Origin of the sequence: Comamonas sp. JUb58 (assembly GCF_004364775.1) — a bacterium.
Taxonomy (GTDB): domain Bacteria; phylum Pseudomonadota; class Gammaproteobacteria; order Burkholderiales; family Burkholderiaceae_C; genus Comamonas.
Window position 1 is genome coordinate 39,341 of the sequence record NZ_SOAL01000006.1, and the last position, 22,170, is coordinate 61,510.

Here is a 22,170-nt window from a genome sequence, read left to right on the forward strand (position 1 = left end):
ATGCACGAAGTCACTCCAGAGGCACCCCGCGAGGGGGAATTCATCCAATATCCCGGCTCTCCATTCACGTTGTTCCAGCCGTACCCGCCTGCGGGCGACCAGCCGGCGGCCATCGATGGGCTCGTGGAAGGCATTGATGACGGTGAGGCCTTTCAGACCTTGCTGGGCGTGACGGGCTCGGGCAAGACCTTCACGATGGCCAATGTGATTGCGCGCACCGGGCGCCCGGCCATCGTGTTTGCGCCCAACAAAACCCTGGCCGCGCAGCTGTACAGCGAGTTCCGCGAGTTCTTCCCAAAGAACGCGGTGGAGTACTTCGTCAGCTACTACGACTACTACCAGCCCGAGGCCTATGTGCCCCAGCGCGACCTGTTCATCGAAAAGGACAGCGCCATCAACGAGCACATCGAGCAGATGCGTTTGTCGGCCACCAAGAGCGTGCTGGAGCGACGCGACACCATCGTGGTGGCCACCGTCTCGGCCATCTACGGTATCGGCTCGCCCGAGTCCTATACCAAGATGCGTTTCATCCTGCGCGTGGGCGATGAGCTGAGCCAGCGCGATGCCATCGGCCAGCTGGTGCGCATGCAGTACAAGCGCAATGATGCGGATTTCTCGCGCGGTACCTTCCGCGTGCGCGGCGACACCATCGATGTGTTTCCGTCCGAGCACAGCGAGATGGCGGTGCGCATCGAGCTGTTTGACGACGAGGTCGAGAGCCTGCAGCTGTTTGACCCGCTGACGGGCCGCGTGCGCCAGAAGGTGCCGCGTTTCACCATCTACCCCAGCAGCCACTATGTGACCCCGCGCGACCAGGTGCTGGTGGCCGTGGAGACCATCAAGGAAGAGCTGGCGCTGCGCCTGAAGCAGCTGGTGGGCGAGGGCAAGCTGGTGGAAGCCCAGCGCCTGGAGCAGCGCACCCGGTTTGACCTGGAAATGCTGACCGAAGTGGGGCACTGCAAGGGCATTGAGAACTACAGCCGCCACCTCTCGGGCGCGGCGCCCGGCGATCCGCCGCCGACGATGACGGACTACATGCCCAAGGACGCGCTGATGTTTCTCGACGAGAGCCACCAGATGATCGGCCAGCTCAATGCCATGTACAACGGCGACAAAGCGCGCAAGACGACCTTGGTGGAATATGGCTTTCGCCTGCCCAGCGCGCTGGACAACCGCCCGCTGAAGTTTGGCGAGTTCGAGCAGCGCATGCGCCAGGTAGTATTTGTGTCGGCCACGCCGGCCGAGTACGAGAAGACCCATGCCGGCAAGATCGTTGAGCAGGTGGTGCGACCCACCGGCCTGGTCGATCCCGAGGTGGAGGTGCGTCCCGCCACCCACCAGGTGGATGATGTGCTGCAGGAAATCCATGCACGGGTGAAGGTGCAGGAGCGGGTGCTGATCACCACCCTGACCAAGCGCATGGCCGAGCAGCTGACCGAATACCTGACCGACAACGGCGTCAAGGTGCGCTACCTGCACTCCGATGTGGAGACTGTGGAGCGCGTCGAGATCATCCGCGACCTGCGCCTGGGCACCTTTGATGTGCTGGTAGGCATCAACCTGCTGCGCGAAGGCCTGGACATTCCAGAGGTGTCGCTGGTGGCGATCCTGGATGCCGACAAGGAAGGCTTTCTGCGTGCCGAGCGCAGCCTGATCCAGACCATTGGCCGTGCGGCGCGGAACATGAACGGCAAGGCGATTCTCTATGCCGACCGCATCACCGACTCGATGCGCAAGGCTATGGACGAAACCAGCCGCCGCCGTGAGAAGCAGATGGCCTTCAATACGGAGCATGGCATCGTGCCGCGCAGCATTGTCAAGCAAGTACGTGATTTGATCGATGGCGTCTACAGCACCAAGGCCAGCGATGACATGGACCGCGCCCAGCAGGTGGCGATGAGCCGGGCCCAGGTCGAGGACATGTCAGAGAAAGAGATTGCCAAGGAAATCAAGCGCCTGGAAAAGCAGATGCTGGAGGCGGCGCGCAACCTCGAATTCGAGGCCGCAGCCCAGGCCCGCGACCAATTAACCATCTTGAAACAAAGGGCTTTTGGTGGGGCCTCTCCAGAGGCAGGGAATACCCGCAGCCTCTAGGGATGTCAGTTTCTGTAAGTAATCTTTGCTTACCCGAGCGAATTCAGGGGGCATTGTGCTATACTGACACAAATTACTCAACAACAAGAAAAAAGCCTATCGATGAATGGGACCTACCCTGCGTGCAGGGTGGAGCGACAGGCTACGACGATGTCATTGCGGGTGGCTTGCTTGCATTGGGCGTCTATGGTTATCAAGCCTGACCTCTAAGGAACGATTATGCGTCTCACCACCAAAGGCCGATTTGCAGTCACTGCAATGATTGATCTGGCTTTGCGCCAGAACAATGGCCCGGTAACTTTGGCTGCCATCAGCCAGCGTCAGCAGATCTCGCTGTCGTATCTGGAGCAGCTGTTTGGCAAGCTGCGCCGCCATGAACTGGTGGAGTCCACCCGTGGCCCCGGTGGCGGCTACACGCTGGCCCGCAAAGCCGCTGAGATCACAGTTGCCGACATCATTGTGTCGGTAGATGAACCTATTGACGCCACGCAGTGCGGCGGCAAGGAAAACTGCATGGGCGAGGCCGGTCGCTGCATGACGCACGAACTCTGGGCATCGCTGAACCAGCGCATGGTCGAGTTTCTGGATTCCGTCACCTTGCAAAAGCTGGTCGATGACCAACTGGCCAAGGGCATCCAGATCGAAGACAAGCCGATCGTGCGCCGCGCTATCTCGACCACGCCGGTTGTCAAGCCCATCCGTGTCACCGCACCGAACTCGGTGTTTGCACTGGGCAATGTGTTTGCCAAATCCTGATTCTTGATGCGGCGCTGGTCGCCGCATCCCCGGTGCCTTCCAAGGTGCCGGGAGGCCTTGTTACGCCCTTAAAACGGTGCAGCAAGTTCATTCGATGATTGCATTTTGAGTTTTTGCGGGTGCCCAACAGCACGCGCCAGTAGAGCCAGATATGGACACGACCCCACACTTCCCTATTTACCTTGATTACGGCGCCACCACGCCCGTGGACCCACGCGTGGTTGATGCGATGATTCCCTGGTTGTCCGAGAACTACGGCAACCCTGCATCGCGCAGCCATGCATGGGGCTGGACGGCGGAAGAGGCGGTTGAAAAGGCACGTGCGCAAGTCGCCGCGCTGATCAACGCCGATCCGCGTGAAATCGTCTGGACCAGCGGTGCCACCGAGTCGGACAACCTGGCGCTTAAGGGCGCTGCCCAGTTCTACAAGGGCAAGGGCAAGCACCTGATCACCGTCAAGACCGAGCACAAGGCGGTGCTGGACACGATGCGTGCGCTGGAGCGTGAAGGCTTTGAGGTCACCTATCTGGACGTCAAGGAAGACGGTCTGCTGGATCTGGATGTGTTCAAGGCGGCCATCCGCCCAGACACCATTCTGGTCAGCGTCATGTTCGTGAACAACGAAACCGGCGTGATCCAGGACATCGACACCATCGGGAACATCTGCCGCGAAAAGGGCATCATTTTCCACGTGGACGCGGCCCAAGCCACGGGCAAGGTCGAGATCGATGTGACCGCGCTGAAGGTGGACCTGATGAGTCTGGCTTCGCACAAGACCTATGGTCCCAAGGGCATTGGCGCGCTGTACGTGCGCCGCAAGCCACGTGTGCGCATCGAAGCGCAGATGCACGGCGGTGGCCATGAGCGCGGCATGCGTTCGGGCACCCTGGCGACGCACCAGATCGTCGGTATGGGCGAGGCTTTCCGCATCGCCAAGGAAGACATGGCCAAGGACTACGCCCATGCCAAGGCGCTGCAGCAGCGCATGCTGGACGGTCTGATGGACATCGAACAAGTGTTCGTCAACGGTGACCTGAACCACCGCGTGCCCCACAACCTGAACATCAGCTTCAACTTCGTCGAAGGCGAATCGCTGATCATGGGCATCAAGGGCCTGGCCGTGTCCTCGGGTTCGGCTTGCACCTCTGCCAGCCTGGAGCCCAGCTATGTGCTGCGCGCCCTGGGTCGCAGCGATGAGCTCGCCCACAGCAGCCTGCGCATGACGTTTGGCCGCTTCACGACGAATGAAGACATCGACTACGCCGTGGCATCGATCCGTGAAAACGTGACCAAGCTGCGCGAGTTGAGCCCCCTGTGGGAAATGTACAAAGACGGTGTTGATCTGAGCACCATCCAGTGGGCTGCCCACTAAAGCCGGCGCAGCCGATAACTGTTAAGAGGTACCAAGATGGCATATTCCGACAAAGTGATTGATCATTACGAGAACCCCCGCAACGTGGGCTCGTTCGACAAGGGTGATGAATCGGTGGGCACCGGCATGGTCGGCGCTCCAGCTTGCGGCGACGTGATGAAGCTGCAGATCAAGGTCAACGCCGACACCGGCGTGATCGAAGACGCACGCTTCAAGACCTACGGCTGCGGCTCGGCGATTGCATCGTCGTCGCTGGTGACCGAATGGGTCAAGGGCAAGACCCTGGACGAAGCCGCTGCGCTGAAGAATGCACAGATCGCTGAAGAGCTGGCTTTGCCACCGGTGAAGATCCACTGCTCGATCCTGGCTGAAGACGCGATCAAGGCTGCAGTCAACGACTACAAGGCCAAGCACAGCGCCAAGGCGGAGGCTTAAAGCGCCATGGCTGTCACGCTTTCTGAGTCGGCTGCGCGCCACATCAACCGCTACCTGTCCCGCCGTGGGCATGGCGTGGGTGTGCGCCTGGGCGTGAAGACCACCGGCTGCTCGGGCCTGGCCTACAAGCTCGAGTACGTGGACGAGGCAGCGCCTGAGGACGTGGTGTTCGAAGAGCATGGCGTCAAGGTGCTGGTCGATCCCAAAAGCATGGCCTACATCGACGGCACCGAGCTGGACTTTGTGCGCGAAGGCCTCAACGAGGGCTTCAAGTTCCACAACCCCAATGAGCGTGATCGCTGCGGTTGTGGCGAGAGCTTCAGAATCTGAGGCCTCAGGTTCAGGCGCCCGGTTGGCCTTCGTTGGCTGACCCGGCCTTGTTTGTCGGCATCGCTGATGCCAAAACTGCAAACCGCCTGTGCTTTTGCCAGGCGGTTTTTTCATGATGAATCTGCAATCCAACGATTTTGAACTGTTCGCTGTGCCTGTACAGTTTGCGCAAGATGCCCAGCAATTGGCCGAGCGCTGGAAGGCGCTGCAAAAACAGGCCCATCCGGACCGCTTTGCGTCGCAAGGTGCTGCTGCCCAGCGCGTGGCCATGCAGTGGTCGGTGCGCATCAATGAGGCCTACCAGCGCCTCAAGGACCCGCTCAAGCGCGCCGCCTACCTGTGCGAGATGCACGACGCGCCCATCCGCGCCGAAGACAACACCGCCATGCCCACCGCTTTTCTGATGGAGCAGATGGAGTGGCGCGAAGCGCTGGAAGAGGCGCAGAGCCCAGCCGATGTCGATGCGCTCGATGACCAGGTGGCCAGCGCGCGCCGCGCGATGCTGGCGCGCTGCCAGCAGCTGCTGGATGTGGAGCGCGACTACGCGCAAGCGGCCCAGCAGGTGAGAGCCCTCATGTTTGTTGCGCGATTTAGTGGCGACATCGACCGCCGCCGCGAGCAACTGGGACAATAGGCTTTTGACCAAGGCAGGGCGGCGCATCAGGCCGCACATCATGCCTTGGCAACACCCTCGTTGAGACCGCTGCCCCGCACCCCCTGCGGGCCGCAGGCAAGAGAACACAAGATAGATCGCATCCATGGCATTGCTCCAAATTTCAGAACCTGGCCAATCTCCCGATCCCCACCAGCGCCGTATTGCGGTGGGCATTGATCTGGGCACTACGCATTCCCTGGTGGCTGCCGTGCGCAACGGCGTGGCCGAATGCCTGCCGGATGACGAAGGCCGGGTGCTGCTGCCATCGGTGGTGCATTACCACGCCAATGGCAAGCGCGATATCGGCTATGCGGCATTCGCCCATCCTGGCGTGGATGCTGCCAACACCATTGCCTCGGCCAAGCGCCTGATGGGCCGCAACCTGGCCGATATCCATGCGCCCGAGCAACTGGCCTATGCGCTGGTGCAGCCCGAAGGCAGCGGCATGGTGGCCATCGAGACCGTGGCCGGCCTCAAGACCCCGGTTGAGATCAGCGCCGAGATTCTGGCCACCTTGCGCTACCGCGCAGAAGACACCTTCGACAACGACCTGTACGGCGCCGTGATCACCGTGCCCGCGTACTTTGACGATGCGCAGCGCCAGGCCACCAAGGATGCGGCCCAGCTCGCCGGCATCAAGCTGCTGCGCCTGATCAACGAGCCCACCGCTGCGGCGATTGCCTATGGTTTGGACAATGCCGCAGAAGGCATCTACGCCGTTTACGATCTGGGCGGCGGCACCTTTGATATTTCCGTGCTGCGCCTGACGCGCGGCGTGTTTGAAGTCATCGCCACTGGCGGTGACTCGGCCCTCGGCGGTGACGACTATGACGCCGCACTGGGCCAGTGGGTGCTGGAGAAAACCGGCGGCACGGTGCAGAGCGCGCAGGACAAGGCGGTATTGCGCCTGGCCGCCAAGGCCGCCAAAGAGGCGCTGACCGATGCCGAGCAGGTGACTTTCTCGGTGCAGCTCTCAGGCAAGGATCTTGCACTGCCGCTGAGCCGTGCCGACTTTGATGCAGCCACCCAGGCCTTGACGGCCCGCACCCTGACGGCCGTGCGCCGCGCGCTGGCTGATGCCCAGCTGGCCAAGGACGAGGTGCAAGGCGTGGTGATGGTGGGCGGCTCCACGCGCATGCCCCAGGTGCAGACGGCAGTCGGCAACTTCTTTGGCAAGCCTCCACTGACTAACCTGAACCCCGACGAGGTGGTGGCCCTGGGTGCGGCCATCCAGGCCAACCAGCTGGCCGGCAACGACACCAATGGCGATCTGCTGCTGCTCGATGTGATCCCGCTGTCTCTGGGCATCGAGACTATGGGCGGCCTGGTCGAGCGCATTGTCAGCCGCAACGAAACCATTCCGACCGCACGCGGCCAGGACTTCACAACCTACAAGGACGGCCAGACGGCCTTGGCCATCCATGTGGTGCAGGGCGAGCGCGATCTGGTGGCTGATTGCCGCAGCCTGGCGCGCTTTGAGCTGCGCGGCATTCCACCCATGGCGGCGGGCGCTGCACGCATCCGCGTGTCCTTCACCATCGATGCCGACGGCCTGCTGAGCGTGGGTGCGCAAGAGCTGGTGAGCGGTGTCGAAGCGCATATCGATGTGAAGCCCTCGTATGGCCTCTCGGACGACCAGATTGCCCATATGCTGCGCGACAGCTTCAGCACGGCACAGGCCGATATGCAGGCCCGTGCGCTGGTCGAGGCGCGGGTTGATGGCGACCGCCTGCTGATTGCCACCCAAAGCGCGCTGGATGCCGATGGCGACCTGCTGGCCGACGCCGAGCGCAGCCAGGTCGATGCACTGATGGACCAGTTGCGCCATGCGCTGGCCAACAGCGAAAGCGCGGCCGAGATCGAGGCCAGCACCGATGCGTTGGCCAAGGGCACCGAGGCCTTTGCCGCCGAGCGCATGAACCGTGGCATCCGCCAGGCCCTGGCCGGCAAGAACGTGCAATCCATTTAACCGACTACAGCAAGAAGAACCACAACCCATGCCTATCATCAAAATCCTGCCCCATGCCGAATACTGTCCCCAAGGCGCCGAAATCAAGGCACCTACGGGCACGTCGATCTGCGAGGCGCTGCTGGACAATGGCATTAACATCGAACACGCCTGCGACATGAGCCGGGCTTGCACCACCTGCCACGTGATCGTGCGCCAGGGTTTCGACTCCATGGACCCTTCCGAAGAGGAAGAGGACGATCTGCTCGACCGCGCCTGGGGCCTGGAGCCACAGTCCCGCCTGTCCTGCCAGGCCATTCTGGCGCGTGAGGATGTGACCGTGGAGATCCCCAAGTACTCGATCAACCACGCCAAGGAAAACCACTGAGCATGGGCGGGAGCCGGGCGCAGCGATGCGACCGGCTTTTACAATCGGTGTTTTGAGTCGAGGAAGTTGTAGATGTCGCGCCAAATTGTTCTGGATACGGAAACCACGGGTCTGTCAGTCGTCGATGGTGACCGTGTCATTGAGCTCGGTTGCGTCGAGCTGCTCAACCGCAAGCTCACCGGCAACAACCTGCACCTGTACTTCAATGCCGACCGGGACAGCCATGAAGATGCGCTGCGCGTGCACGGCATCACCACCGAGTTTCTGGCCGACAAGCCCCGTTTTCACGAGAAGGCCGAAGAGATCCGCGCCTACCTCGAAGGCGCCGAGCTGATCATCCACAATGCGCCGTTCGACATGGGCTTCCTGAACAAGGAGTTCGAGCGGGTGGGCATGCCTCCGCTGGTCAGCATGGTCAGTGGGGTGCTGGATTCGCTGCTGATGGCGCGTGACCTGTTCCCGGGCAAGCGCAACTCGCTCGATGCCTTGTGCGACCGCCTGGAAGTGGACAACTCCGGCCGCGACCTGCACGGCGCCTTGCTCGATGCCGAGCTGCTGGCCGACGTCTACATCAACATGACGCGCGGCCAGGAGCAGCTGCTGTCGTCTGACAGCATGGCGTCGAACAACAAGTCCAATGCGGCCATGGTCGTCAAGAAGATCGATTTTGCGCAGTTCGATCTGCCCGTGATCCAGCCTTCGGAGGCGGAGCTGGCCGCGCATGATGACGTGCTGACGCAAATGGACAAATCCAGCGGCGGCAAAACTATTTGGAGAAAATTGGCCTAATTTATACAGCCAGCAATTATTTGCTGTCATAATAGAGGGCTTGACGGCGAGAGATTTCGGGTGATTAGCTCAGCGGTAGAGCACTGCCTTCACACGGCAGGGGTCACATGTTCGATCCATGTATCACCCACCATCCATCGTCGTTGCGGTATGTCCCTTGGGGCATGCTTGGGGTGATTAGCTCAGCGGTAGAGCACTGCCTTCACACGGCAGGGGTCACATGTTCGATCCATGTATCACCCACCACCATTTAGTTTCGGTAGGCCTCTTTGGGGCGTACTCAGGGTGATTAGCTCAGCGGTAGAGCACTGCCTTCACACGGCAGGGGTCACATGTTCGATCCATGTATCACCCACCAATCAACAAGCCTCTTGAATGTGATGTTCAAGAGGCTTTTTGTTTTCTGTGTGCTGTGCCAGCTGCACTGCACCGCAGTCCACCATGTCGTGCAGGTATCCGGCCTGTCGCTGCCAGGTAAAACCCGCGCCAATGCTGCACCGCTGGGCCACAAAGGCCTACGATGGCAGCTCTTGGGATTCAGGGGGACCGACATGACTGCTCGCACGCTCGCTTCTGGTGTTGGCCTGGCCGCCTTGCTGGCCAGCAGTGGCTGGGCGGCCTCAGCGCCGCCATCCACTACGGCATCCGCCCCGCAGGCCTGTACCGAACAGGCATCGGATGCCTGTTACCAAGGCTTTGAGTTGCCGGGCCAGGCCGGGCGCATGCATTTCTATGCCTCGCTGGCGCCACAAGATGAAAAGGCCGGTGGATCCGGCGGGCCGCAGACGGCGCTGCTGATCATGCATGGACACCCGCGTGATGCCAACCGCAGCTTCAACGCCGCGCTGGATGCCGCGCGCAAGGCAGGCCGCCTGGATACGACCCTGGTCATTGCGCCGCTCTACCAGGTGGCCAGCGACAAGGCCGATCGCTGCCGCACCAAGGGCACCCCTGCACCCGAGCCGGGTGACGCGCTGTGGACCTGCAGCAGCTGGCTGGCCGGGAAAAACTCCCAGGCCGGCGCTGGAAGGAGCCCGATCAACGCCATTGCCGCGCTGGATGCCTTGATCGCCGATATCCACCAGCGCTGGCCCAGCGTGCGCCAGATCACCTTGGCGGGCTTTTCTGCCGGTGGGCAAATGCTCCAGCGCAGCATTGGCTTTGCCCAGAAGCCGCCCGCCGGAGTTTCGCTGCGCTATGTGGTGGCTGACCCCGGCACCTGGCTGTATTTCGATCCTATGCGCCCGCAGCCCCAGCGCGCGGGCAGCGATGTGGACTGGGCTGCCTGCAGCGATGCGGCTTGCAGCTACCGCATGCAGCGGCCTGAAGAGTCATCCTGCCCCGGCTATGACCAGTGGAAATACGGCACCCAGGCGCTGCCTTCCTACCTCGGGTCGACCGCTGACCAGGCCCGTGAGCGCTACCGCCAGGCCGATATCCACTACCTGGAAGGCGCGCTCGACAACCAGGCCGGCAAGGGCACCAGCTATGGCGCGCTTGATAAATCCTGCGCCGCCATGCTGCAGGGGCCGTTTCGCCGCCAGCGGGGTGAGGGCTATGCCGCCTATGTCAGCCAGGTGCTGCAGCCGCCGCGCCCGCAGCCGCTCTACACGGTGCCGGGCTGCGCCCATGATGTGGCTTGTGTGCTGCCCTCCGATGCGGCGCGGCGGGCCTTGTTTGGCACCACGCCTTGACGGTGCGCAACAGGCCAGTACCGAGGGCGGTTTGGCGCTTTAGCGTGCAGTGGCGGGCTGGGGTGCGGGCAGTGCCGGTGTGGCCGCTGCAGCGGGCGCCGTGCTGGTCAGCATGCTGCGGTCCAGCACCTCGATGTCATTGAGCACCAAGGTGCCGGCGGCCTGCTTGAGCTTGAGCTGGCCCAGCAAGGTGTTATAGCGGGCATGGGCCAGGTCGCGCTTGGTCTGGTAGAGCTGGCTTTGGGCATTGAGCACATCGATGTTGATGCGCACGCCCACCTGGTAGCCGGTCAGGTTGGCATCCAGCGCAAGCTGGCTCGATGCCTCAGCCGCTTCCAGCGCCTTGACCTGGCTGGCGTTGGACTGCAGGCCAAAGAAGGCGCTGCGCACATTCTGGGCCACGGTACGGCGTGCGTTGTCCAGGTCGGCCTCGGCCTTGGTCTCCAGCGCCAGGGTTTCCTTGACCCGGTTCTGCACGGAAAAGCCGGCAAACAGCGGCACATTGAGCACTACGCCCACGGTCGCCTGGTTGGCGTTGTAGCCATGGGTGGGCATGGTGATGCTGCCCTTGGGGTAGATCTGGCGGCCCACGGTGGCCTGCAGGTCGACGGTGGGCAGGTGGCCGGTTTCGGCTTTCTTGGTGTCCAGCCGGGCGTTGTCGGTCGCCAGTTGGGCGATGCGGATCTGGGGCTGCTCGCTTTGGGCCTGGTCCACCCACATCAGCACATTGTCTGGCGTGGTCGCAGGCAACAGCACCGGTTGCTTCAGCGGCCAGGGCTGGTTGCCGGGGGTGCCCACGGCATTGTCCAGCGCCAGGCGCTTGACGGTAAGGTCATTCTCGGCAGCGATCTCCTGCGCGCGCACCAGGTCAAAGCGGGCCTCGGCTTCGCGCGAATCGGTGATGGTGGCCGTGCCCACATCAAAGTTGCGCTTGGCGGCCGCCAGCTGCTCCTTGACGGCGGCCTTTTGGGCCTGCACAAACACCATGCTGTCCTGCGCGGCCAGCACATCAAAATAGGCCTGGGCCACCCGCACCAGCAAGTCCTGGCTCGCGGCATCCAGCTGCAGCCGGGCGATATTGCCGCCCAAACGGCCTTGCTCCAGCGCAATGCGGTTGGCCGGGCGGTAGAGCGGCTGGCTGGCGGTGATGCCGATCTGGTGGTCGGGGCCGTTTAGGCGCAGCTCGGGGTTGTTGATGGCGGTGTGGCTGTACTGCGACTGGGCCTGCAACCCCACTTGGGGCAGCAAACCGGCGCGTGCCTGCTCGCCCCGGGAAATGGCCGCATCCAGGTTGGCTCGGGCCGATTGCCACTGCGCGTCATAGCCACTGGCCTGTTCCACCATCTGCATCAGGCTCTGGGCCTGGGCCGGCAACTGGGCCAGGCCCAGCAGCAGCGCAGCAGCTGCGGCGCAGGTTGTTCTCAGACGAGGCAGGGCAGGGGCTTGGCGCATGGTGCAGAAGGTGGTGGTAAGAGGGTTGGCACGGAAAAGGCAGGTGCCTGTGCCGTGCCGCAAACGGCGCTGGCCGGTGCTCAGTAGCGTGGTACCGAGGGGTCGCGCTCAGCCGTCCAGAGGTCGATGCCGCCGGTCAGGTTGCTGACCTGGCTGTAGCCCTGGCGCTCCAGGAACACGGCAACCTGCATGCTGCGCATGCCGTGGTGGCAGAGGCAGGCGATGGGGCGGTCTTCATCGAGCAGGTTCAGCGACGCGGGAATCTGCTGCATCGGGATATTCAGCAGCTCAAAACCTTCGGGCTTGACCGAAGCAGTCTGCAGCTCCCAGGGCTCGCGCACATCCAGCACCAGGGGGTTTTGGTCTGCATGCTGGGCCAGCCATTCATTGAGTTGCGCGGGACGGATTTGCTCCATACATCACTTTCTGCAGCGCAGCCGGCCCCCAGGCCGCCGCGCTGCGGGGGTCATTAGAACTTGAAGCGGGGTGCCTCGGCAAAGCCCTTGAGGCGGGCCACCACGGTGTCCCAAGGCTGGCTGATGCTCAGCTTGCCTTGCGTGCGGGTGTAAACGGTGGTGCGCATCATGGGCTCGGTGCCCACAAAAGCGATCAGGCGGCCGCCTTCCTTGAGCTTGTCGAGCAGTGCGGCTGGCACTTCGTAGACCGAGCCACTCAGCACGATCACGTCATAGCTGCCGCCGATGGCCTGGGCGTTGGAGCCGTCTTCCAGCACCACATCGACGTTCTTGATCTGGGCGCGGTGCAGGTTGGCGCGGGCCAGCTCGACCAAGGCAGGCTCAATCTCCAGCGAGGTGACCTGCTTGGCCAGGCGCGACATCAGCGCGGCCATGTAGCCCGAGCCGGTGCCGATTTCCAGCACGTTTTCATGGGCTTGCAGCTTCAGATCCTGCAGCACGCGTGCTTCGACGCGCGGAGGCAGCATGCAGTGGCCGTTGGCGATGGCGACTTCGCCGTCATCGCCCAGCAAAGGCAGCTGGATGTCCATGAACGCCATGTCCTGCAGGCCATCGGGCACAAATTCTTCGCGGCGCAGGGTGCCGATCAGTTCCAGCACCTGTTGGTCGCCCAAGCTCCAGGGGCGCACCTGCTGCTCCACCATGTTGTAGCGTGCTGCGCGGTATTTATCATCCGTGCTGGGGGACATGTTCAGTGGCAAACTCATTGCAGACTCCGGTTGGCTTGTTGGGGTGGGGCAAGAAAAAACCCCCTATTTTAGGCCGCTTAGGGTTCCATAGCGGGGCGCCGCCACTTTTGGGCGGCCCATTTCGCAAAATCATCGAGGTAGCAGTACACCACGGGCACCACCACCAGGGTCAACAGCGACGAGGTGACCACCCCGCCAATCACCGCCTGGCCCAGCGGCGCGCGCTGCTCGGCACCTTCGCTCATCGCAAAAGCCAGCGGCACCATGCCAAACACCATGGCCAGGGTGGTCATCAAGATGGGGCGCAGCCGTACCTGGGCGGCCAGCAGCAGGGCTTGCTCACGCGGCAGGCCTGGCACCATCTGGCCGTCTTCGCTGGCTTGGGGCTGGCGGGCGCGTATCGCAAAGTCCACCAGCAAGATCGCATTCTTGGTCACCAGGCCCATCAGCAAGATGACGCCGATGATGGAGAACATCGACAAGGTGGTGCCAAACATCATCAAGGTGAGCACGACGCCAATCAAGGTCAGTGGCAGCGAGGTCATCAGCGCCAGGGGCTGCAGGAAGCTGCGGAACTGGCTGGCCAGGATCATGTAAATAAAGATCACCGCCAGGGCCAACGCCGACAGCGCATAGCCAAAGGACTCCTGCATGTTCTTGGTGCTGCCGGCAAACTCGTAGCGGTAGCCGGGCGGGAAAGTGGTCTGCTCCAGCACCGCGCGGATATCGGCCGCCACCTCGCCAGCGCTGCGCTGGTTGGCGTTGGCATTGAAGGCGACCTCGCGGTTCATCGCCCGGCGGTTGATGCGGTTGGGGCCGGTGGTTTCGGTCAAGGTAGCCAGCTGGCTCAGGCGCACGGTATGCGGCTGGCCATTGGCGCCCATGGCCGTCAGCGGCAGCTGGGCCAGCATCTGCGGGTTCTCGCGCGCCTCGGGCGCCAGGCGCACCCGCACGTCATAGGTCTGGTTGTCGCCGGCGCGCCAGTTGCCCACGGTGTCGCCTTCCACCAGGGTGCGCAGCGCCGTGGCCACCTGGCCCATCGGCAGGCCCAGGTCGGATGCAGCATCGCGGTTGAACTGCAGCTGCACAATGGGCTCGCGCTCCAGCACGCTGCTGTCCAGGTCCACCAGGCCGGGGATGTGCTGCAGGCGCTCGCTCACCTGGCGGGCCAGGCGCTCCAGCTCCTGCAGATCCGGGCCTTGCAGCGAGAACTCCACCTGCTTTTGGCCGCCCACGGCCTCCAGCAGGCCCACATGCGTGACCTGGATGCCGGCAATCTGGTTCAACTCGGCACGCAGGCTGGCCGATATCTGCTGCACATCCTGGCTGCGCTGGCTGCGGTCCACCAGGCGCACATACATGCTGGCGTAATTCTTGCCGTTGGCATTGCCGGTGTTGATCGTCGTCAGGGTGTAGCGCACTGCCGGGTTGCGGCGCACCACGTCCTCGACCTGGCGGGCGCGGGCCTCGGTCGCTTCTACCGAGGCGCCCACTGGCACATTGAAGCGGATCTGGGTTTCGGAGAAATCGGCGCGCGGCACAAACTCGGTGCCCAGCAGCGGCAGCAGCAGCAGGCTGAGGATAAAGATGGCCAGCGCGACCAAGAGGCTGGTCAAGCGGTGGCGCAGCGCCCAGGCCAGCAGGCGCTGGTAGCCAGTGCTCAGCTGCTCGGTGGTGGCCTCAAAGCCGGCCAGTGCCCGGCCCAGTGCGCGTGCGAATCGGTTGCGCGCGGGCTTGCCGTCTTTATGCACGCTGGGGTCATGCCAGACACTGGAGAGCATCGGGTCCAGGGTGAAGCTGACAAACATCGACAGCAGCACGGCCACCACGATGGTCAGGCCGAACTCATGGAAGAACTTGCCGATGATGCCACCCATGAAGCCGATAGGCAGGAACACGGCGACGATCGACAAGGTGGTGGCCAGAACGGCCAGGCCAATTTCCTGAGTGCCTTCCAGCGCGGCGCGGTAGGCGGATTTGCCCATCTGCAGGTGGCGCACGATGTTTTCCCGCACGACGATGGCGTCATCGATCAGTAGGCCCACGCACAGCGACAAGGCCATCAGGGTCACCATATTGATGGTGAAGCCAAAGGCATACATGAAGAAGAAGGTGCCAATGATCGAGATCGGCAAGGTCAGGCCGGTGATGACCGTCGAGCGCCAGGAGTGCAGGAACAGAAACACGATCAGCACGGTGAGCACGGCGCCTTCGACCAGGGTCTCGCGCACGTTGTCGACGGCCACCCGAATCGGGCGCGATGCATCGGCGATCGGCTCCAGCCGCAGGCCCGGTGGCAGCTCGGGCGTGATCTCGGCCACGGCGCGGCGCAGGCCGTCCACCACCTCGATGGTGTTTTCCTCCTGCGATTTCTGGATCGACAGCAGCAAGGTGCGTGTGCCGTTGTACAAGGCCAGGTTTTTCAGCTCCTGCGCGCCATCCTGCACCCGGGCGACCTGGTGCAGGTAGATGGGTGCGCCATTGCGGCGGGCCACGATGATCTGGTTGAAGTCCTCGGGCCTTTTCATGCGCGAATCGATCTGCACCAGCCGGTCCTGCTCGCGCGAGCGCACCGAGCCTAACGGTAGATCCTGGTTCTCGCGGCGCACCGCGTCGGCCACTTCGCTGGCCGAGATGGACAGCGCCTCCATTTGCTGCGGATTCAGGTAGACATTGATCTCGCGCGGCGTGCCGCCCACCAGGCTCACGGCACCCACGCCGCGCACATTCTCCAGCCGCTTCTTGAGCACCTGGTCGGCCCAGGAGGTCATCGCAATCGCGCTGGGCGGCGTGCCCCGGCTGGGGTCGGGCAGCAGGGCCAAGGACCAGACCGCGGCATCGGCCGGGTCAAAGCGAATCACGCGCGGGTCTTTGACCTCGTCGCGCAGCAAGGGGCGCACGGCGGCAATCTTCTCGCGCACATCCTCGGCCGCGCGGCGCCCATCGACATAGATCTGGAACTCCATGATGATGACGGCCGTGCCCTCGTAGCTGCGCGAGGTGAGGGCGCTGATGCCGGCCACCGCGTTGACGGCTTCCTCGATCTTCTTGGTGACCTCGCTCTCTACGATCTCGGGCGCGGCGCCCGGGTAGTCCACCGTGATGACGACCACCGGGAAATCGATATTGGGGAACTGGTCCACCTTGAGGCGCTGCAGCGAGAACAGGCCCAGCACCACCAGTGCGGCCATCATCATCGTGGCCAGCACCGGGTTGTTCAGGCTGAGGCGGGTGAACCACATGGATCAGGACGCGGGCGATGCGACTGCGGCGGGTGCGGCCTCAGGCGCCAAGCGAACGGGCGTGGCCTCGCGCAGTTGGCCCACCTGGCCGCCCAGAATGCGCTGGCCTGCCTGCAGGCCCTGGCGGATGGCCACCCAGGTCTTGCCTTGGAGTTGGCTGCGTGGGCCCAGCACCACAGGCTGGTGCTGCACCTGCAGCGATGCGCCCGATTCGCCTTGTGGGCTGAGCAGCTGTACATAGGGCTCGGGCTTGTCGGTGCGCACGGCGGCCAGTGGCACGGCGATGGTCTGCACCTGGTCGGTGGCCAACTGGCCCTGCAGGTACAGGCCCTGGCGCAGCGCCGGTGCAGCATCGCCTGCGGCTGGCGGCGCAATGCGCAGGTAGACCGTCACGCTGCGGCTGTTGGCATCGGCCTGCGGGTTGATGCGCATCACTTGCGCGCTGATGGTCTGGCCACTGCCATCGACCTGCAACTGCGCCGTCTGGCCCAGGCGCAACTGCAGCGAATCGGCCGCCGGCATCTGGGCCTGCAGCTCCAGCTCACGCAGATCGACGATCTCCAGCACATTGGCGTCGGGGCCGACCTTTTCGCCATTGCTCACCCATTTGCGCGCCACCTGGCCCTGGATGGGGCTGCGCAGCACGGTGTCGCTCAGGTTTTTGCGCAGCACATCGGCGGCCGAGCGGGCTGCCTGGTAGTTGGCCTGCGCGGCCTGCCATTGCGACTGCGACGAATCCAGGGCTGTTGCCGAGATAAAGCCCTGGTTGGCCAAGGCGCGGTTGTTGTCGTACTGGCGCTGCTGGATATCTTGCTGCGCACGGGCCGCATCGGCCTGCTGCTGCGCCTGGGCCAGGCGGGCCTGGCTCTCGGTGCTGTCCACCCGGGCGACGACCTGGCCGGCCTGTACCGGGTCGCCCTCGCGCAGTTGCAGCTGCTGCAGCTCGCCGGCAATGCGGGCCTTGATGATGGCGGTGTGCACGGCCTGCACCGTGCCGCTGATGGGCAGGCTCAGCACCAGGGTCTGCGGCGCCACGGTGATCGCGTCGCTGGCGGCCAGTTGGTAAACGGCCTGCGCCTTGGCCTGCTCGGCCTGGGCCAGGGCCTGCTGGCGCTGTTGCTGGGTTTTAAAGCCACGCCACAGTCCGCTGGCGAGCAGGGCGATGACGACGGCGGCGGCCAGCCAGGGCAGGGCGCGCTTCATGCGGCACTGCCCTTAGGGCGGCTGCCCAGGCCATGCATCAAGGCATCGGCCTGCATCTGCAAAAAGCGTGGCACATCAAAATCCGGGTTGGGCAGGCAAAAGCCGCCGGTGCTTTTGACGCTGGCACAAAAGATCAGCGGGGCCAGCACCAGGGTCACGCCATAGTCCAGATCGATGGGGGCCAGTTCACCGCGCTCCATGCCCCGGCGCAGCACGCGCTCGATCAGGCGGTTGCCGGGCAGCACCACTTCCTGGCGGTAGAAGGCCGCGATCTCGGGAAAGTTGTGCGCCTCGGCCATCACCAGGTGCGGCAGGCCGCAGGCCTTGGTCGAGCCAATGCGCTGCCACCAGACCTCGTAGCAGTAATGGATCAGGGTGGCGGTGTCGTGCTGGTAGGTGTCCAGCTCCAGATCCCATTCGGCAAAGCGGCTGCTGAGCACATGGCGCACCACGGCCTGGAACAGCTCCTGTTTGCTGGGGAAGTAGAGAAACAAGGTGCCCTTGGAGACGCCGGCCTGGCGGGCCACTTCTTCCACCTTGGTGGCCGCATAGCCTTTGCTGACGAACAGATCGAGCGCCGCATCCAGCAGCTCGCCGGGCCGGGCCTCTTTGCGGCGGCTGCGGCGGGGTGCAGCGGTGGCCAAAGCAGGTGGGGTAGGCGGGGTGGACACGGTGGGCAGCGCAATCAAACAGTTAATGACCAATGGGTTAGTAATGTAGGCGGCCGCCCGCGACAAGTCAAGCAAAACGCGCTGAAACAAATAGAGAACGCATTGGCATATGGCTGTCTTTTTCTCTGTTAAAAATGGAGCCGGCAAGCCGCTGTTTGTGCGCGCTTGCGCCTGAATGTTTGGCCCTTTTGTTGCCGGAGTCATGATGTCAAATGAAGCCCAGTCCCCCGTGGAAAAAATCTATCTCGCCGGTGGTTGTTTTTGGTGCACCGAGGCCGTGTTCGGGCGGGTGCGTGGGGTCGTCAAGGTCGTCAGCGGCTATGCCAATGGCCAGATCGCCAACCCCAGCTACGAACAGGTCTGCACGGGCACGACGGGCCATGCCGAATGTGTGGAGCTGACTTTTGAGCCGCAGGTACTGCCGCTGGACAAGGTGCTGCACATCTTTTTTGCAACGCATGACCCCACCACCTTGAACCGCCAGGGCAATGATGTGGGCCCGCAGTACCGCAGCGGCATCTACACCACCACGCCCGAGCAACTGGCCCAGGCCCAGGCCTTTGTCGACAAGCTCAATGCCTCCGGCCAGATGGGCGCGCCGGTGGTCACCGAGGTCGAGCCGCTGCAGCATTTCTGGAATGCCGAGGCCTACCACCAGGACTATTTCGACAACAACCCACGCCAACCCTATTGCACCTATGTGGTGGCGCCCAAGGTCGACAAGCTGGAAACCCGCTTCGCAGACTGGTTGAAGTAGGGCCGCCTGGGTGCTGGGCGCGGGCGATGGGCATAATGCAACACAATTGCATCAAAGCCACTCCGCCCAGCCACCGATGTCCGCCCGCACCCCATCCCCCGCCACTGCCGCGCTGAGCGTGCAGTCCCTGCCGCCCGGCATGCGTGCCACGCGCGCCACCAAGGCCTTGCTGGCCTTGGTCGGCAGCCAGCCGGGCATGCAGTGGTCCGTGGCCGAGGTGCAGGCCCGGCTGCAGAAAATGGGCGTCGACGTCAACCGCGTCACCAGCTACCGCCTGCTGGACCGCCTGGCCGCTGCCGGCAAGCTGGTCAAAAGCGTGGATGCCGAGCGCCTGACGCGCTATGCACTGCGGGCTGACGCGCAGGAGCCGCTGCAGGTGCGCTATGAATGCACCGACTGCCATTCGGTACAAAGCCTGGAGGAGCATGCCGGCGACGCTGCCACGGCGCAGGTCAACCAGGCGATGGCGCAGTACCTGCAGGTGCTGCAGGAGCAGGGATTGGCACCTGAGCAGACCGAGCTACGCTTGCAGGGCCTATGCGCCGACTGCAAGCACGATCCCAAAAAATCCTGACCTCAGCTTCGCTTGCGGCCAATCAGCCCCGTTGAGAGCATGGTGCCGCCAATCACGACGGCGCCACAGCCCAGCATCCAGGCGGTGATCGGCTCTGCCAAAAACCAGTTGCCATAGACCAGCGCAAACACCGGCGCCAGAAAGGTCACCGCAATCGCGCGGCTGGGCCCGGCGGTCTGAATGATGTGGAAATACAGGATATAGGCCACGCTGGTGCAGAGCAGCGCCAGGGCGGCCACGGCCAACCATGAGCCCCAGGACGGCGTCTGGCTGGGCCACATCGCGATGGTCGGGACCAGCAGGCAGAGGCTGGCACCGACCATGCTGCCAGTGGCGGTGGCCAAGGGCGGCACGCCCACCAGGTAGCGCTTGGCAAAGCTGGCGGCCACGCCATAGCTCAGTGATGCACACAGGCAGGCGGCAATGGCGGCATAGGCGCTCCAGCTGGCCGCACCCGCGGTGGCGGGTTTGTCATGCAGCGCGAGCAGGGCCACACCGCTAAAGCCAATCAACAGCCCGGTGACGCGCAGGCCGGTGATGCGGTCGCCCAGCCAGAGCCAGGCCACCAAGGCCCCAAACAGCGGGGCGCAGGCATTGAGCACCGAGGCCATGCCGGTGGGCATATAGACCACGGCATAGGCGAACAGCGAAAAAGGGATGGCCGAATTGATGATGCCGGAGAACAACACCGGCTTCCAGTGCTGGCGCAGCGCGGGCCATTCACCGCGCAGCAGCATCAGCGGCAGCAAGAAGAGGGCTGCCAAAATCACGCGCAAGCCGGCCGTTGGCACGGCGCCAAACTGCGAGGCGCCTAGGCGCATGAACAAAAAGGACGCGCCCCAGAGCACGGCCAGCAGCACAAAGGGGGGCAGCCAGCGGCTGGCGCTCGGCGCAGCCGAGGGGAGGGAGGGGCTGGGGACGGAGGCAGCGGCGGTAGATGGGGTGGGGCGCATAGGTTCTCGCAAGGGCAGACAGCATGCTAGCGGGCGCCGCGCTTGCCATTGGTGACATTCTTGCGGTGCATTGATGCGCGCCGTGCAAAGAGCCGTGAAAGGGCAGCGGCGGCGCGGCCCAACAGCCGCTGGCCAGTTCCGATTGTGCGTTTGGCGGCGCGCTGCCCTGGTCGCCATATGGACAACTGGCCGGCCATAGCCTGGAGCGTGCCTACAATAGCTGTCTCGCAGCAAAGGCGCGGCTTCTGATGGAGGCCGTTTTTCATGCCTGTTCTGCGCCAACAACAAGGTGAGTTCTGTGCCGATTTCTTCTGCAATCTTCAAAGCCTATGACATCCGCGGCGTCGTGCCGAGCACGCTCAACGAGAGCGTGGCACTGAAGCTGGGCCGGGCCTTTGGCCAGCAGGCGATTGCCGCCGGCGAGCTGGTGGTGGCCGTGGGACGTGATGGACGCCTGTCCGGCGACGCGCTGAGCCGTGCGCTGATGCAGGGCCTGGTGGAAGCCGGTATCGAGGTCATCGACGTGGGCCGCGTGACCACGCCCATGCTGTACTTTGCCGCCAGCACCCTGTGCCACAGCGGCATCCAGGTGACCGGCAGCCACAATCCCAAGGACTACAACGGCTTCAAGATGGTGCTGGCCGGCCGCGCCATCTATGGCGACGAGATCCAGAAGCTGCGCCAGATCATGGAAAAGGAATGCTGGCGCTTCCAGGGCGGCGGCAAGCTGCGCCAGGAAGATGTGACGGCCGCCTATGTCGAGCGCATCGTCTCCGACATCAAGCTGGCCCGCCCGATGAAGATCGTCGTGGACAGCGGCAACGGCATTGCGGGCGCCACCGCGCCGGGCATCTTCCGCGCGCTGGGCTGCGAGGTGACCGAGCTGTTCTCCGAGGTGGATGGCAACTTCCCCAACCACCATCCCGACCCCAGCAAGCCCGAGAACCTGCGTGACCTGATCGAGGCGCTGCAGACCGGCGATGCCGAACTGGGCCTGGCCTTTGACGGCGACGGCGACCGCCTGGGCATCGTGACCAAGGACGGCCAGAACATCTACCCTGACCGCCAGATGATGCTGTTCGCGCAGGACGTGCTCTCGCGCGTGCCCGGCGGCGAGATCGTCTATGACGTCAAGTGCTCGCAGCGCCTGGCGCCGGCCATCGAGGCCGCAGGTGGCAAACCGGTGATGTACAAGACCGGGCATTCGCTGATCAAGGCCCGCATGCGCGAGACCAATGCGCCCTTGGGCGGCGAGATGAGCGGCCATATCTTCTTCAAGGAGCGTTGGTACGGTTTTGACGACGGCACCTACGCCGGCTGCCGCCTGCTGGAGATCCTGAGCAAGGCCCAAAACCCTTGCGCCCTGCTGCATGCGCTGCCCAGCAGCTACAGCACGCCCGAGCTGAATGTGGAATGCCAGGAAGGCGAGCCGCACAAGCTCAGCGCCCAGCTGCAGGAGATGGCCGCCGATGTCTTCAGCGAACCGGCCCAGATCAACACCATTGACGGCCTGCGCGTGGACTGGCCCGATGGTTTTGGCCTGATCCGTGCGAGCAACACCACGCCCGTGCTGGTGCTGCGCTTTGAAGGCCACACCCAGGCAGCGCTGCACCGCATCCAGAACGAGATGAAAGCGCTGCTGCTCAAGGTCAAGCCCGATGCCGTGGTCGGCAGCGCCTCGCACTAAGGCGC

General features: G+C 63.6%; 20 protein-coding genes and 3 tRNA genes. 16 read left to right on the forward strand and 7 right to left on the reverse strand.

What is annotated here, in order from left to right; all coding sequences use genetic code 11:
* From uvrB to EDF71_RS07755, 13 genes are all read left to right on the forward strand, one after another.
* A complete protein-coding gene (gene uvrB, locus EDF71_RS07695; RefSeq protein ID WP_133856010.1) occupies positions 1-2,094 on the forward strand; it encodes an excinuclease ABC subunit UvrB in 2,094 nt (697 codons plus the stop codon).
* Between the two features lie 219 nt (positions 2,095-2,313).
* Positions 2,314-2,850: a Fe-S cluster assembly transcriptional regulator IscR gene (iscR, locus tag EDF71_RS07700; RefSeq protein WP_021025851.1), complete on the forward strand. Its 537-nt coding sequence runs from the start codon at positions 2,314-2,316 to the stop codon at positions 2,848-2,850.
* 151 nt (positions 2,851-3,001) lie between these two features.
* Positions 3,002-4,222, forward strand: a complete 1,221-nt coding sequence (locus tag EDF71_RS07705) for an IscS subfamily cysteine desulfurase (RefSeq protein ID WP_133856011.1) — start codon at positions 3,002-3,004, stop codon at positions 4,220-4,222.
* Positions 4,223-4,258: 36 nt separating this feature from the next.
* Entirely contained in the window at positions 4,259-4,657 is a 399-nt protein-coding gene (gene iscU, locus EDF71_RS07710) for a Fe-S cluster assembly scaffold IscU (RefSeq protein WP_133856012.1), read from the forward strand.
* Positions 4,658-4,663: 6 nt separating this feature from the next.
* Positions 4,664-4,987: an iron-sulfur cluster assembly protein IscA gene (gene iscA, locus EDF71_RS07715; RefSeq protein WP_133856013.1), complete on the forward strand. Its 324-nt coding sequence runs from the start codon at positions 4,664-4,666 to the stop codon at positions 4,985-4,987.
* Positions 4,988-5,102: 115 nt separating this feature from the next.
* Positions 5,103-5,621: a Fe-S protein assembly co-chaperone HscB gene (gene hscB, locus EDF71_RS07720; protein ID WP_133856182.1), complete on the forward strand. Its 519-nt coding sequence runs from the start codon at positions 5,103-5,105 to the stop codon at positions 5,619-5,621.
* A 124-nt stretch (positions 5,622-5,745) separates the two neighbouring features.
* Positions 5,746-7,611, forward strand: a complete 1,866-nt coding sequence (hscA, locus tag EDF71_RS07725) for a Fe-S protein assembly chaperone HscA (protein ID WP_133856014.1) — start codon at positions 5,746-5,748, stop codon at positions 7,609-7,611.
* A gap of 28 nt (positions 7,612-7,639) precedes the next feature.
* Positions 7,640-7,978, forward strand: a complete 339-nt coding sequence (gene fdx, locus EDF71_RS07730; protein WP_021025845.1) for an ISC system 2Fe-2S type ferredoxin — start codon at positions 7,640-7,642, stop codon at positions 7,976-7,978.
* Between the two features lie 72 nt (positions 7,979-8,050).
* Positions 8,051-8,767 (forward strand): DNA polymerase III subunit epsilon, encoded by a 717-nt coding sequence (gene dnaQ, locus EDF71_RS07735; protein WP_133856015.1) that lies wholly within the window; start codon positions 8,051-8,053, stop codon positions 8,765-8,767.
* Between the two features lie 58 nt (positions 8,768-8,825).
* A tRNA-Val gene (locus tag EDF71_RS07740) sits at positions 8,826-8,900 on the forward strand.
* Between the two features lie 38 nt (positions 8,901-8,938).
* A tRNA-Val gene (locus tag EDF71_RS07745) sits at positions 8,939-9,013 on the forward strand.
* A 37-nt stretch (positions 9,014-9,050) separates the two neighbouring features.
* Positions 9,051-9,125 (forward strand) — tRNA-Val (locus EDF71_RS07750).
* A gap of 193 nt (positions 9,126-9,318) precedes the next feature.
* Positions 9,319-10,461, forward strand: coding sequence for a hypothetical protein (locus EDF71_RS07755; RefSeq protein ID WP_133856016.1), 1,143 nt, complete (start codon positions 9,319-9,321; stop codon positions 10,459-10,461).
* A 39-nt stretch (positions 10,462-10,500) separates the two neighbouring features.
* Here the strand turns inward: EDF71_RS07755 and EDF71_RS07760 are convergent, their stop codons facing one another.
* The 6 genes from EDF71_RS07760 to EDF71_RS07785 all read right to left on the reverse strand — a co-directional run bounded on the left by EDF71_RS07760 (position 10,501) and on the right by EDF71_RS07785 (position 18,194).
* A complete protein-coding gene (locus tag EDF71_RS07760) occupies positions 10,501-11,913 on the reverse strand; it encodes a TolC family outer membrane protein (protein WP_133856017.1) in 1,413 nt (470 codons plus the stop codon).
* 80 nt (positions 11,914-11,993) lie between these two features.
* A complete protein-coding gene (locus tag EDF71_RS07765; RefSeq protein ID WP_116923977.1) occupies positions 11,994-12,329 on the reverse strand; it encodes a rhodanese-like domain-containing protein in 336 nt (111 codons plus the stop codon).
* Positions 12,330-12,382: 53 nt separating this feature from the next.
* On the reverse strand, positions 12,383-13,096 hold the full coding sequence (locus EDF71_RS07770) for a protein-L-isoaspartate O-methyltransferase (protein ID WP_133856018.1): 714 nt from the start codon (positions 13,094-13,096) through the stop codon (positions 12,383-12,385).
* A gap of 59 nt (positions 13,097-13,155) precedes the next feature.
* The gene (locus EDF71_RS07775; protein ID WP_133856019.1) at positions 13,156-16,320 is read right to left on the reverse strand and encodes an efflux RND transporter permease subunit; all 3,165 of its coding nucleotides are present in this window, start codon (positions 16,318-16,320) and stop codon (positions 13,156-13,158) included.
* Positions 16,321-16,323: 3 nt separating this feature from the next.
* Complete coding sequence (locus EDF71_RS07780) at positions 16,324-17,523, reverse strand: efflux RND transporter periplasmic adaptor subunit (protein WP_133856020.1); 1,200 nt, start codon at positions 17,521-17,523, stop codon at positions 16,324-16,326.
* A complete protein-coding gene (locus EDF71_RS07785; protein ID WP_243854217.1) occupies positions 17,520-18,194 on the reverse strand; it encodes a TetR/AcrR family transcriptional regulator in 675 nt (224 codons plus the stop codon). Before EDF71_RS07785 ends, EDF71_RS07780 begins: the two co-directional genes overlap by 4 nt.
* A 205-nt stretch (positions 18,195-18,399) precedes the next feature.
* Here EDF71_RS07785 and msrA point away from each other — a divergent pair, with 205 nt between their 5' ends.
* The gene (msrA, locus tag EDF71_RS07790) at positions 18,400-18,951 is read left to right on the forward strand and encodes a peptide-methionine (S)-S-oxide reductase MsrA (protein ID WP_133856022.1); all 552 of its coding nucleotides are present in this window, start codon (positions 18,400-18,402) and stop codon (positions 18,949-18,951) included.
* 76 nt (positions 18,952-19,027) lie between these two features.
* Positions 19,028-19,525 carry a transcriptional repressor gene (locus EDF71_RS07795; protein WP_133856023.1) on the forward strand — a complete coding sequence of 166 codons (498 nt, stop codon included), beginning with the start codon at positions 19,028-19,030 and terminating at the stop codon, positions 19,523-19,525.
* A 2-nt stretch (positions 19,526-19,527) separates the two neighbouring features.
* On the opposite strand, the gene EDF71_RS07800 is transcribed toward EDF71_RS07795, so the two are convergent.
* Positions 19,528-20,478, reverse strand: a complete 951-nt coding sequence (locus EDF71_RS07800) for a DMT family transporter (RefSeq protein WP_133856024.1) — start codon at positions 20,476-20,478, stop codon at positions 19,528-19,530.
* 298 nt (positions 20,479-20,776) lie between these two features.
* Here EDF71_RS07800 and EDF71_RS07805 point away from each other — a divergent pair, with 298 nt between their 5' ends.
* Entirely contained in the window at positions 20,777-22,165 is a 1,389-nt protein-coding gene (locus EDF71_RS07805; RefSeq protein WP_133856025.1) for a phosphomannomutase/phosphoglucomutase, read from the forward strand.
* The last annotated feature ends 5 nt before the right edge of the window (positions 22,166-22,170 follow it).

What these genes read in the sequence shown, in the direction of transcription:
- iscU (WP_133856012.1), top strand. Translation starts at nt 4,259, where the DNA reads ATGGCATATTCCGACAAAGTGATTGATCATTACGAGAACCCCCGCAAC.
- EDF71_RS07800 (WP_133856024.1), bottom strand. Translation starts at nt 20,478, where the DNA reads ATGCGCCCCACCCCATCTACCGCCGCTGCCTCCGTCCCCAGCCCCTCC.
- msrA (WP_133856022.1), top strand. Translation starts at nt 18,400, where the DNA reads ATGTCAAATGAAGCCCAGTCCCCCGTGGAAAAAATCTATCTCGCCGGT.
- hscB (WP_133856182.1), top strand. Translation starts at nt 5,103, where the DNA reads ATGAATCTGCAATCCAACGATTTTGAACTGTTCGCTGTGCCTGTACAG.
- EDF71_RS07765 (WP_116923977.1), bottom strand. Translation starts at nt 12,329, where the DNA reads ATGGAGCAAATCCGTCCCGCGCAACTCAATGAATGGCTGGCCCAGCAT.
- EDF71_RS07755 (WP_133856016.1), top strand. Translation starts at nt 9,319, where the DNA reads ATGACTGCTCGCACGCTCGCTTCTGGTGTTGGCCTGGCCGCCTTGCTG.
- iscR (WP_021025851.1), top strand. Translation starts at nt 2,314, where the DNA reads ATGCGTCTCACCACCAAAGGCCGATTTGCAGTCACTGCAATGATTGAT.
- EDF71_RS07705 (WP_133856011.1), top strand. Translation starts at nt 3,002, where the DNA reads ATGGACACGACCCCACACTTCCCTATTTACCTTGATTACGGCGCCACC.
- EDF71_RS07770 (WP_133856018.1), bottom strand. Translation starts at nt 13,096, where the DNA reads ATGAGTTTGCCACTGAACATGTCCCCCAGCACGGATGATAAATACCGC.
- iscA (WP_133856013.1), top strand. Translation starts at nt 4,664, where the DNA reads ATGGCTGTCACGCTTTCTGAGTCGGCTGCGCGCCACATCAACCGCTAC.
- fdx (WP_021025845.1), top strand. Translation starts at nt 7,640, where the DNA reads ATGCCTATCATCAAAATCCTGCCCCATGCCGAATACTGTCCCCAAGGC.
- EDF71_RS07760 (WP_133856017.1), bottom strand. Translation starts at nt 11,913, where the DNA reads ATGCGCCAAGCCCCTGCCCTGCCTCGTCTGAGAACAACCTGCGCCGCA.
- uvrB (WP_133856010.1), top strand. Translation starts at nt 1, where the DNA reads ATGCACGAAGTCACTCCAGAGGCACCCCGCGAGGGGGAATTCATCCAA.
- dnaQ (WP_133856015.1), top strand. Translation starts at nt 8,051, where the DNA reads ATGTCGCGCCAAATTGTTCTGGATACGGAAACCACGGGTCTGTCAGTC.
- EDF71_RS07775 (WP_133856019.1), bottom strand. Translation starts at nt 16,320, where the DNA reads ATGTGGTTCACCCGCCTCAGCCTGAACAACCCGGTGCTGGCCACGATG.
- EDF71_RS07780 (WP_133856020.1), bottom strand. Translation starts at nt 17,523, where the DNA reads ATGAAGCGCGCCCTGCCCTGGCTGGCCGCCGCCGTCGTCATCGCCCTG.
- hscA (WP_133856014.1), top strand. Translation starts at nt 5,746, where the DNA reads ATGGCATTGCTCCAAATTTCAGAACCTGGCCAATCTCCCGATCCCCAC.
- EDF71_RS07795 (WP_133856023.1), top strand. Translation starts at nt 19,028, where the DNA reads ATGTCCGCCCGCACCCCATCCCCCGCCACTGCCGCGCTGAGCGTGCAG.